The following is an 11,167-nucleotide window of genomic DNA, read 5'->3' on the forward strand; positions in this document are numbered from 1 at the left end:
AAAAGTGGATCAACAAACTTGTTATCCACTTTGTTATAAAAAATTAGGTATGTGTATTTATGATTTCCATACAAAATCAGAAAAACTATGCTCAGCTTTTAAACTATTTTCAACAGCTTGCGCTAACTGGCGAATAATACTCTGTGTTTCAATTTTTTCAAACCAAGCCAGTTCACGCTGAGGATTTGCAGTAATCTCGCATAAAATATGCCCTTCGGCATCCTGTTCAGAACATAGGATAGAAAGAGGTAACTGATGATTATCAATACGAACTTCAATTTTTTCATGTTCATGACGAATATGATGTGCATCAAAGCCATATTGTTCTAATTGTTTATACAATAGCGCAGCAACATATTCTTGAGTGATATAGCATTCATTTGGTGGATGATCAACCACCCCATGTTTTGGGCAATCTGCTATGAATTGCAACGTTTTCATGGTATTCCCTCTAATTTTTATGTTTTTAGCTCTGGATCACAGAGTAAAACCGACTCGTACGGTAAGAATTATTATATATACAATTGTCTTTAATTGATTAGCTGATTGTCTAACTTCTTTTAGTAAATTGACAAATTTCGACCCAATTAGATATGTACATCTAAAAACGGGTGATTTTGGGCCTTAATGATCAATTAAACATCTAGTTTTATAATCTATAAATAAAAAAGCAGCAACTCAATACATGAATTGCTGCCTTTATCTTTACAAAATTAGATTATTGATCCACTACCTGTAAATCCAAACCAGCAGTGTTTGCTAACTCAGTAAATGTAGGGAAACTTGTTGCGACCGTTTCAGTTCCTTGAATGATAATTTCACCCGAAGTACGTAAGCCCGCAATACTAAAACTCATTGCAATACGATGATCATGATGCGATTCAATCTCGCCACCCGCGAAAATTGCAGACCAGTCACCAGATTTACCTTTACCTTCGATAATGATTCCATCTTCAGTTGGTGTGCAGTCTATACCCATGATTTTCAGGCCATCTGCCATCACTTGAATACGATCTGACTCTTTAACTCGAAGTTCAGCAGCCCCTGTTAAAACAGTCCGACCTTCAGCACAAGCTGCTGCGATAAACAATGCTGGAAATTCATCAATTGCTAATGGTACTTGATCTTCTGGCATATGAATGCCTTTTAAAGTTCTTGAACCTTTAATATGAATATCTGCAATCGGTTCGCCGCCAGCGATACGCTCATTTTCAACAGTTAGGTCAGCACCCATTTGTTTTAGGATTTCAATGACACCTGTACGCGTTGGGTTAATTCCAACGGCTTCCAGCACCACATCGGCACCGTCAGTAATTGCAGCACCCACCATAAAGAATGCAGCCGAGGAAATATCAGAAGGTACTTGAATATCTGTGCCAACCAACTTACCGCCACCAACGAGAGAAATTTTATTTCCCTCAGTTTTTACATCATAACCAAAGGCACGCAACATGCGTTCAGTGTGGTCACGGGTTGGTTCAGGTTCAGTAACGGAAGTCTCACCTTCCGCCCATAAACCTGCCAGTAAAATTCCTGATTTCACCTGAGCAGAAGCCATAGGTAAATCGTACTGAATACCCTTTAATGCTTGGCTACCTGTGATACTCACTGGTGGTGTGCCTTTCTCACCCGTCGTTTGAATTTGCGCACCCATTTCGCGTAAAGGCTTCGCAATACGCTCCATAGGACGTTTAGACAATGACGCATCACCCGTCATCACAGAATCAAACTTTTGCGCTGACAACATCCCCGAGAGCAAACGCATACTCGTACCTGAGTTGCCCATATACAAGGCACTTGCAGGTGCTTTTAAGCCTTGCATCCCCACACCATGAATCGTGACTTCACCATTTTTAGGCCCTTCAATGCTTACCCCCATGTCACGGAAAGCTTGAAGTGTAGCGAGTGCATCTTCACCTTCTAAGAAACCAGTAACGTGTGTTGTGCCTTCAGCAATCGCACCAAACATGATCGAGCGATGTGACACAGATTTGTCACCTGGCACGGTGAATTTACCTGTAAATGTTTTCTTTCCTGGCAAAATGGTAAATTGCTGTGTCACCTTGTTTTTCTCCATCAAAGGTTTTTTGGCTAACATATGGTTAAAATGCTGACGTGCTGCTTGAGCATGACCCAACAAGCCCATCAATGCATGAGAATCTTCTTGTTCGATCAGTTTCTTTAAAACAAGCAACTGTTGTTCAAAACCATTTACGGCTTCTAAAATTGCAGTTTTATTGGCAAAGAAAATATCGTGCCACATCTGCGGATCGCTTGCTGCAATACGGGAGAAGTCTCTAAAACCTCCAGCAGCATAACGGAAAATATCTAAATTATCTTCACGATTTGCAAGCTGCTCAACAAGATTAAATGCCATGAGATGTGGTAAGTGGCTCGTATGAGCAAGCACTTCATCATGCTTTTTCACATCCATACAAATGACTTCTGCTTTTGCCGCAGACCAAAGTTGAATCAACTTCTCAACTGCCCAACCCGCACTGGTCGGCAACGGTGTCAAAATCACCTTATGATTGGCAAATAAATCAACTTTACCCGCATGAACACCAGTATGCTCAGCACCAGCAATTGGATGACCTGGAACGAATCCAACGGGTAAATCTTCACCAAATACTGCTTTTGCAGCATCTACAACATTACCTTTAGTACTACCCACATCAGTAATAATGGCATGATCAACTAAATAGGGCTTGATCTGTTCAAGCACTTTCTGTGTTGCACGAACTGGTAATGCTAAAACAATTAAATCTGCACCTTGGACTGCTTCTTCAGGTGTTGCGTAACCATTTTGAATGAGACCTAATGCTTTGGCATCTTCTAAGGTTTTTTTTGAACGTGTTGAAGCAACAATTTCAGATGCTAATTTTTCTGCCACGATCACACGAGCGAGACTAGAACCAATCAGCCCAAGCCCAATAAATGCAACTTTTTTAAACAATGGTTCAGACATAAAAGAGATTTGCCCAATAAGACGACTTTGGGATAGCTAGATGAATAGCTCATCTAGCTATGTGATAAAAATTGATTACAAAACTGCGATTGGATAAGAACCGAGTACACGAAGTTCTTTCACCATTGGACGAATTTCATCTAAGGCAGCAGCAACATTTGCTTGATCAATATGACCTTCAAGATCAATAAAGAACACATAAGCCCATTTTTCAGGTAAAGCAGGACGTGTTTCAATACTGGTCAAGCTAATCTGATGTTTCGCAAATGGTGCAAGAATTTCCAATAAAGCGCCTGCACGATCATGTGCAGAAATGAGCAATGACGTTTTATCATTACCACTTTGCGGGATTTTCTCTCGACCAATCACAAGGAAACGAGTAGTATTTTCGGGATTATCTTCAATATTGCTATGTAAAATCTCAAGGTTGTACATGCTTGCTGCAATATCAGATGCAATTGCAGCTGAATGCCATTCGTTACGAATACGACGAGCAGCTTCCGCATTTGAGTTTAAAGCAACACGCTCAACACCGGGATAATTCGCATCTAACCATTTACGGCACTGCGCTAATGTTTGTTGATGCGCATATATCTGCTTAATACTATCTTTTCGTGTATTTTCAGAAATTAAAAATTGATGATGTATTCGTAATTCCACTTCACCAATGACATTTAAAGTTGATGCTTTAAAACAATCAAGGGTATGGTTCACAATTCCTTCGGAAGAATTCTCTACAGGTACAACACCATAATGTGCTCCACCTGCTTCAACTTCACGGAATACTTCATCAATCGTTGGCAATGGACGAACGACTGCATCTTTACCGAAATGTTTTAATACAGCTGAATGTGTATAAGTCCCTTCAGGCCCTAAGAAAGCAATACTTTGCGGTGCTTCAAGCGCTAAACAAGCAGACATAATCTCACGGAATAAGCGAGCCATTGTCGCATCAGAAAGTGGCCCCTGATTGCGCTCCATCACTTTACGAAGGACTTGTGCCTCACGCTCAGGACGATAAAACAATGGATTATCTTCAGCTGCAAACTTTGCCTTCGCTACAGCTTCAGCTAAAGAAGCACGACGGTTAAGTAATTCTTGGATTTGTTGATCAACACTATCAATATCGTCGCGAATTTGTTCTAAATTAAGTGAAGTCGATGTGTTTTGTCCATCGTTTACCATTGAATGCAGCCTCAGCAAAATCATCTATAAGAATGGATTACAATTCATCGTTGAATTGTTTATTCGGCTTAGTATAGCAATACTTTCATGCATTAAACACGATGAGTTTTAACTCTTTTTTATAAACACTCTTTATTGATAATGATTTTCATTATATATTAAATTCTTTTAAATTTTATTGTTGTGAACTTAGTCATGTTCAAACTTTTTAGTATTTTGTCTTTCGCTATCATTACAAGCATTCATTCGGCATCTGCCCAAGCAACTTCCGTGAATGAAAAAATAAATGATTCATTCACAAAGACTGAAAATAAACAAAGCTTTGTATTGAAGTCTAAATACACTTCACATGAATATTTAATCCAAGTTGCTGTTCCTACAACGGACACGCCAAAAGATGGCTTTCCAGTACTCTATCTACTGGACGGAAATGCTGCATTTGATAGTGCCACTAACATAGCAAAATCCGTTGGTGCTGGTGCTAATAAATTAGGTTTAAGTCCTGTCGCTGTAATCGCGATTGGTTATCCTAATCAAAGTACATTTGATGTTCAAAAACGCGCTTTAGACTATACCCCGAAAGCTTCTGCAAAATTTCAATCTGAAGCCAAATACAAATACGGAGGAGCAGATCAATTTTTTCAATTTATTGAAAAAGAGCTCAAACCTGAAATCGAGTCACGAATCAACGTAAATACAAAACAACAAAGCCTATTTGGACACTCATTTGGTGGGTTATTTGTACTTCATGCGATATTTACTCAGCCACAAAGCTTTCAACGATACATCGCTACAAGCCCTTCGCTATGGTTTGATGACTATATGCTTTTAGAAAAGCAAAATGATTGGTTGAATAAAAGAGATAAAACTAAACCAATGATGTTAATGACTACTGTTGGAACACATGAACATCGCAAAAATGCAACTCCTGATCTTCAAGCACAGCAAAAGCAGAGTCACTTTTATCAAAACTTCAAAAAACAACAAACACAACAGTTTTTATACTGGGACTTCCGACACCCTGCTGAACAACATTTAACAAACATGTATGCAAGCTTACCAAAAGCAATCATGCTTGCTGGTTGTCAGCCAGAAAGTTGTACGAATTTGTTTGATGAACCGGTACAAGAAAACAATGAGTAAAATTTTTCGGCTTTAGTTGACTAAGTTTAGTGAATATCGATTTAACTGCGTGTAGTGGTTGCCTAATGCGGGTTGTAATTGTAGCGATAACTCAACTTACTTCATTACCTATGCAACAGAATGACCAATTGATCCAACGGCCAATTACACACTAAAAATGATAAAAACATTGAGTGTTTAAATGCTTTTAACAAAACATTTAAATCCAAATTTTCATTCTTGCTGAATTGGTTATAATCAAATTTTAAAAGACCAAATAGTAAAAATGAAAATAATAATCTCATTTCCAATGATTGTACTAAGTAGTTTAGGTTTAACAGGCTGTATTGGCTGCTATAACCCAAACGGCTGTGGCCGGGATGCTTCCCCTTATTTTTATACAACCACAACAACCCACGTTCGACATTTAATCGTTCCCTCACAAAGTAAACTCACCTATAAACTGATGGATTCAAAACAAATAGATCAACAATACAAAGCATTAGATGAGAGAAATTTGACTGAAATAGAACTTGCACCAAATACAGCAATGATCTGGGGAGGAATGCCAGTCACAACTTTTTTACAGTTCTTCAATTCCGAGTTTAAAGGCTTTACTGCTTACCGTGTCGTAGACGCTGCCCCAGCGATAAACAATAAGTTTGCTCAGTTATGGAAAAGTTGCGATGATCGCTTAGATGTTCTTTTAAAAGATCCAAACGATTGGTCTTTTAATCCCAAGAACATGGAAATCACGGGTTGTGGTGTTAATATTCAAAAGAGAAGTCAATACAATGATCATTGGCCAAATCAAGATAAGGCTGATGCTTTTCTAATTAAAATAAATCAAGCACTGCAAAAACAACCTAAGCAGCAGAATTATCCTATCGTTATTCTTTCATCAAAATAATCAAAACCAGCCTGCTCTTTTGAACAGGCTGATCTAAGTTAACTAGGCTTTACCAATCAATCCACGAGCTACGATCTCTTTCATGATTTCATTTGTTCCACCGTAAATACGTTGGATACGTGCATCAATGAAGAAACGTGAAATTGGATATTCGGTCATATAACCATAACCACCAAATAACTGTAGTAAATTATCCGCTACTTTCATTTGCATATCAGTACTAAAGCTCTTTAATGCAGCCGCTGTTTCCACATCTAATTTACCTTCCATGTAGAGCTCTACATTTTGGTTATAAAATGCAGCAGTTGCCAATTCATCAATTTTTGCTTGAGCTAAAACAAACCGCGTATTTTGGAATTGCGCAATTGCTTGACCAAACGCTTGGCGTTCTTTGACATAAGCCGTCGCTAAATCAATTGCACCACGAATTGCACCAAGTGCTGTAGAAGCAATTGCAGTACGCTCACGCGGTAATTCTTGCATTAAATAAGCAAAACCAGATCCAGCATTCCCAAGCAATTGATCTTTGGGTACTTTGACGTTATCGAAGAATAATTCAGATGTATCTTGTGAATGCAAACCGATCTTGTCTAAGTTTGTTCCCTTTTTAAAGCCTTCAAGATGTGTGTCTACGAGCATCAAAGACACACCTTTAGCACGCGCTTGCGGGTCTGTTTTCACTGCAAGAACAACTAAATCAGCATGTTGACCATTTGAAATAAAAGTTTTTGAGCCATTAAGAATATAATGATCATCTTGCAAAATTGCACTAGTACGCATTGCTTGTAAGTCAGACCCAGCACCTGGTTCCGTCATCCCAATCGCACCAACGACTTCACCTGAAACCATTTTTGGCAACCAATGCTTTTTCTGTTCTTCTGTAGCAATGTGTTGAATATATGGCGCAGCAATTTCAGAATGACATGAAATAGCTGTTGATAATGCGCAATAGCCTGCACGTGCAGACTCTTCAACTAACATCAATGAATAATGGGTAGGAACACCATAGCCACCGTACTCTTCTGGTACATCTACACACAGAAATCCATTTTCACCTAACAATGTCCAAACTGAACGCGGCATAATGCCTTCGCGTTCCCACTGCTCATAATGAGGAGCAATATTTTCACTCATAAAGCGTTTAAAATTATCACGGAAGAGTTCCAAATCTGCATCGTAAGCTAACATCATTATTTCCTTTCGCTTTCTTTGTTTTAAAAATAAGTTCGCCGTCATGCTAATAACTTTTTTTCGAGATGTCATGTCCCGTTTGCATCAAATCACTAGACTCATTCGGTCAATAATTTTGTTTGCAATACGCTTTTCATAACGACAATTGTTTACTGATTAAACAGCTTCTTTCATTTTTTACGCTAAATACATCACTTTTATGTCATATTGGTTTTAATTCTTAGCCATCGCTTTAAATACGATCATGAACACGAAACGAAATATTTATAAAACCGAAGAACATCCTTTTGCGCAATATGTTCGTATTTTAGGTAAAGGTAAAACTGGCTCTCGTTCACTTAGCTACGAAGAAGCTTATCAAGCTTTTAGCATGATCCTTAAAAATGAAGTACTTGATGTTCAACTCGGCGCTTTTCTCATGCTACTTCGCGTAAAAGAAGAATCTGTAGATGAACTTGCAGGTTTTGTTCAAGCGACTCGTCATCAACTCTCATTTAAACCTCTCGAAGTTGACCTCGATTGGTCCTCTTATGCGGGTAAGCGTAAACATTATCCGTGGTTTTTATTAGCCGCACTGACTCTCTCTCATCATGGTTACAAAATTGTGATGCACGGTGCATCAGGTCACACTATCAACCGCGTTTATACTGAACAAGTTTTAGAGTACTTGGGCTATACGATTTGTCAAAGTGAACATGATGTACAAAATCAGCTTGCTCAACACAATTTTGCATTTTTACCACTTGAAGTCATTTCACCAATTCTCAGTGAATTGATTTCACTACGTAATGTGATGGGGCTTCGTTCTCCAATTCATACGCTTGCTCGATTGATTAATCCTTTTGATGCTAAAGCGACCTTACAAGCAATTTTCCACCCTGCTTATCGTACTTCACATCAACAAACGGCTTTCCGTTTAGGTTATCAAAACAGTGCTGTCATTAAAGGTGAAGGTGGTGAGTTTGAACGTAATCCTGATGCCAAAACGTTAATTTGTGGAATTAAAAGCGGCGAATTATATGAGCACGAATTGCCAAAATTAACACCAGACCGCAGCCCTATTGAAGAAGAACTAGACCTTGCTGTATTTAAAGCAGTTTGGATTGGCGAACAGTCTCATGAATATGGCGAATTGGCAGTCATCGAAACCATGGGAATCGCGTTGTATACCATGGGTGCTGTAAATAGTTATGATGAAGCGATGGAAATGGCGAAAGAGTTATGGAATAGTCGTTCCTAATAAAAAGCAATCCAAAATGATTTATATGCACTAGCTCAAACCTGATCCGACGGGTACCCATTTTTTAGTGTTCCTGTCAGGTTGAGTTTGAGCTAGCACACTTTAAATTAACTATATCTATTATTTCACATAATTCCAAACTTGAGGATCTTGATAGTTTTCATCTATTTTATATCCCTTCTGTTTCGCTTCTTGTTCTGCTTTAGTTCGTGATTGCTTATCTTCGATAAGAGAACTTTGAAATGCTTGTTCAAGCTCGTTAGCTGTCATTTCATCTGAATCTGAAATACTATTAAGCTCATCGTATCGAATTGTTTGAAAACTATAGCGCAACATATATTGTTCTTGATTCGATTCACTTATAGATGTTTGTTGTAATGTAATATCTAAAAGTATGTCATTAGCATAGACTCTATAGCCAATTGATTTTGCAGGAACATGACTTATTACTTTTTTCCACTCATCAAAAGTGAAAATATAAGCAGGATCTATTACCTCTCCGTTTCCCATTACATATTTTAAGTTATCCTCCTTTGCAATTCGAGGAGAAAAACGATAAAAATAATTTTTCCATCCCGCCTGATTAATACGTTTCATCAAATTAACATAAGCAGCATACGCTTGCTCAGGGGAAACAAATTCTTCTTTAGTTAAACCTGAATTAATATCCAAAATTTGGATTCCATCTTCTGATTTTGAAGAAAGTTGACTACCTAAAACTGAAAACACGTTATCCAATATTAAACTGTTCGCTCCATTTTCAATTTTTATCTTAGCTAAATTCGGTGGTGAAAAATCTAATGAATGGAAGCTCATTCCTGCAGGCTGATGATCTACTTCTTCTTTACTATATTTTGAAAAATCCTGAACACCCTGTGCGCCAAAATGCAAAATATACTCTTGTGGTCTATTCATTTCTGAATTCTCATTTAAATTAGTGGTAGGCTGACAAGCGGATACAAATAAAGTAAAAATTAGAAAGAAAAATAATAATTTAAATTTTTCCATCATTACTATCACTCCCTACTTTAAACTCAGCTTTACTATTCCCCCAACCTGCGATGATCATTAGCTCTTTTTCTAAGAATTTACGACCTTTTTCATTCTGCATAAGACGATGATATTTTTCAGCCGCCTTTTGAATCCATTTCATGCGACTATCATAGTTCTCAACTTTTGTTCCTTCGATTGGCTCACTATACGCACTTTCAGGTAATTGAGATAATTCATTTGCAAGTCGCCCCTTATATTGCCCCTGCCTATTTTTCCTAACCATATCAGAATCATAGTCACTAGATAAAACCAATGTGCTTTCTGGTGTTCCTGTCGTACGTTGAATAATAGCTTGACCTTGTACTTTCCAATCTTTCCATACAACTTCCTGTAAAATATTTGACTGTTCTTGCACAGCAATAGTCAAAAGATGTAAAAAAAGATCTTTTGCAGAGGTTTTAAATTTTTTTTGTTCTGCAAGACTTTGTTTGAAAACTTGCTCAATAGCCGGTAATTTAGCAAATCCAATCATTATCTCATTTGTGCACTGTAAGTTGCTAATAACAGGGAGACAATTTGACCAAGGTAAATTCATAACCTCCTTTTTAATATGCCTATAATTAGAAACATTTCTCTGAACTTTACATTGATTAAATGAGAAGGATGAAGCACTCCATCCGTAATGCCATGGAGCTATATCCATAAATAGCCATAAGTTACCTTTAGCAAATGAATGTACTGGATCACGTACAAAACCTAAAGGTATCCACTTATATCCATTTCTTGTTAATCCATGTTTAAAAACAGCAGCTACTGTTTTAGATGCAAAAGCCCCTAGACCCATCCAATAGTAGCGCCCTTTTAACTGTTTATTTCCCGAAATCTCTTGCTCTAAATATATTTTTGCATATACAGAGGCTATACGACGTGCTCGGGCTTCATAGCCTGGTTCTAACTTATAAGTATTGGTCTTTTGATCCTGTAAGTTTGACAAACGCATAATGGCTTGCTGTTGATAAATCTCCCAAAAAGTAGAACAGTCACACTGTACTTCTTTACAACTATTCTCAGTCGTATTGGTATTGCTTTGCCACTCTAAACTTCCAGTCATTTTTACTCCTGATCTCCATTAATGTCAGGGTCAACTTGTAAATTGATCCAATTCAACTCCAGCTTAAGCTCTTTTTCTTGTGGTGAATGGATACGCTTAGTCCATCCTTTCTTATTGGTCTGTGCCATAAAAGTTTCATCACCAGAACTAACTTTATAATCCATTTCTTTAAAAGGCTCCCCCGAAGGAAGTGTTAATACAAACTGTTCATTAAATAACTCTAAGGCTGGTAACCCTTTAATATTTACACCTAATGCCTGACCTGTTTTAAACAAATGCTGCCCTGCCTTCACCTCAAACTTTCCACCTGTGGTCGGGAAAATACCTGAACCATCCAACTTGATCTGAGAACCACCCGCGGTAATCACGATCTCTTTCGGACTGGTGATCTCAATGCGGTCTTCGGTCGAAATAATCTGAATCCCTTGCTTAGCAAGCAAATCCATT

The 11,167-nt window shown here is 38.0% G+C and carries 10 protein-coding genes; 3 read left to right on the plus strand and 7 right to left on the minus strand.

The features are described from left to right. Positions 1-57 precede the first annotated feature (57 nt). The 3 genes from B4237_RS05385 to pheA all read right to left on the minus strand — a co-directional run bounded on the left by B4237_RS05385 (position 58) and on the right by pheA (position 4,153). The gene (locus B4237_RS05385) at positions 58-441 is read right to left on the minus strand and encodes a hypothetical protein (RefSeq protein WP_004879966.1); all 384 of its coding nucleotides are present in this window, start codon (positions 439-441) and stop codon (positions 58-60) included. A 277-nt stretch (positions 442-718) separates the two neighbouring features. After that, entirely contained in the window at positions 719-2,968 is a 2,250-nt protein-coding gene (locus B4237_RS05390; RefSeq protein ID WP_278595125.1) for a bifunctional prephenate dehydrogenase/3-phosphoshikimate 1-carboxyvinyltransferase, read from the minus strand. 75 nt (positions 2,969-3,043) lie between these two features. Beyond that, a complete protein-coding gene (gene pheA, locus B4237_RS05395; protein WP_007481976.1) occupies positions 3,044-4,153 on the minus strand; it encodes a prephenate dehydratase in 1,110 nt (369 codons plus the stop codon). Between the two features lie 195 nt (positions 4,154-4,348). Between pheA and B4237_RS05400 the strand changes: the two genes are divergently transcribed. After that, positions 4,349-5,296: an alpha/beta hydrolase gene (locus B4237_RS05400; RefSeq protein WP_278595124.1), complete on the plus strand. Its 948-nt coding sequence runs from the start codon at positions 4,349-4,351 to the stop codon at positions 5,294-5,296. 265 nt (positions 5,297-5,561) lie between these two features. Beyond that, positions 5,562-6,185, plus strand: coding sequence for a hypothetical protein (locus B4237_RS05405; RefSeq protein ID WP_374974161.1), 624 nt, complete (start codon positions 5,562-5,564; stop codon positions 6,183-6,185). A 42-nt stretch (positions 6,186-6,227) separates the two neighbouring features. Here B4237_RS05405 and B4237_RS05410 read toward each other — a convergent pair whose 3' ends face one another. Beyond that, on the minus strand, positions 6,228-7,373 hold the full coding sequence (locus tag B4237_RS05410; RefSeq protein ID WP_023012897.1) for an acyl-CoA dehydrogenase family protein: 1,146 nt from the start codon (positions 7,371-7,373) through the stop codon (positions 6,228-6,230). Positions 7,374-7,620: 247 nt separating this feature from the next. Between B4237_RS05410 and B4237_RS05415 the strand changes: the two genes are divergently transcribed. Then, positions 7,621-8,616: a glycosyl transferase family protein gene (locus tag B4237_RS05415; RefSeq protein ID WP_278595123.1), complete on the plus strand. Its 996-nt coding sequence runs from the start codon at positions 7,621-7,623 to the stop codon at positions 8,614-8,616. A gap of 120 nt (positions 8,617-8,736) precedes the next feature. Here the strand turns inward: B4237_RS05415 and B4237_RS05420 are convergent, their stop codons facing one another. The 3 genes from B4237_RS05420 to B4237_RS05430 all read right to left on the minus strand — a co-directional run. Then, entirely contained in the window at positions 8,737-9,627 is an 891-nt protein-coding gene (locus B4237_RS05420) for a hypothetical protein (RefSeq protein ID WP_278595122.1), read from the minus strand. Continuing rightward, a complete protein-coding gene (locus B4237_RS05425) occupies positions 9,611-10,720 on the minus strand; it encodes a DUF2515 family protein (protein WP_278595121.1) in 1,110 nt (369 codons plus the stop codon). The genes B4237_RS05420 and B4237_RS05425 overlap by 17 nt, the downstream gene beginning before the upstream one ends. Before the next feature lie 2 nt (positions 10,721-10,722). Next, on the minus strand, positions 10,723-11,167 hold a 445-nt coding region (locus B4237_RS05430; protein ID WP_286942044.1), incomplete at its 5' end, for a DUF2345 domain-containing protein.

The organism is Acinetobacter sp. UBA6526 (genome assembly GCF_002434875.1).
GTDB lineage: Bacteria > Pseudomonadota > Gammaproteobacteria > Pseudomonadales > Moraxellaceae > Acinetobacter > Acinetobacter venetianus.

Excerpts from the sequence above, each read along its gene's own strand:
- B4237_RS05415 (WP_278595123.1), top strand. The coding sequence starts at position 7,621 with ATGAACACGAAACGAAATATTTATAAAACCGAAGAACATCCTTTTGCG.
- B4237_RS05390 (WP_278595125.1), bottom strand. The coding sequence starts at position 2,968 with ATGTCTGAACCATTGTTTAAAAAAGTTGCATTTATTGGGCTTGGGCTG.
- B4237_RS05420 (WP_278595122.1), bottom strand. The coding sequence starts at position 9,627 with ATGATGGAAAAATTTAAATTATTATTTTTCTTTCTAATTTTTACTTTA.
- B4237_RS05385 (WP_004879966.1), bottom strand. The coding sequence starts at position 441 with ATGAAAACGTTGCAATTCATAGCAGATTGCCCAAAACATGGGGTGGTT.
- pheA (WP_007481976.1), bottom strand. The coding sequence starts at position 4,153 with ATGGTAAACGATGGACAAAACACATCGACTTCACTTAATTTAGAACAA.
- B4237_RS05425 (WP_278595121.1), bottom strand. The coding sequence starts at position 10,720 with ATGACTGGAAGTTTAGAGTGGCAAAGCAATACCAATACGACTGAGAAT.
- B4237_RS05400 (WP_278595124.1), top strand. The coding sequence starts at position 4,349 with ATGTTCAAACTTTTTAGTATTTTGTCTTTCGCTATCATTACAAGCATT.
- B4237_RS05410 (WP_023012897.1), bottom strand. The coding sequence starts at position 7,373 with ATGTTAGCTTACGATGCAGATTTGGAACTCTTCCGTGATAATTTTAAA.
- B4237_RS05405 (WP_374974161.1), top strand. The coding sequence starts at position 5,562 with ATGAAAATAATAATCTCATTTCCAATGATTGTACTAAGTAGTTTAGGT.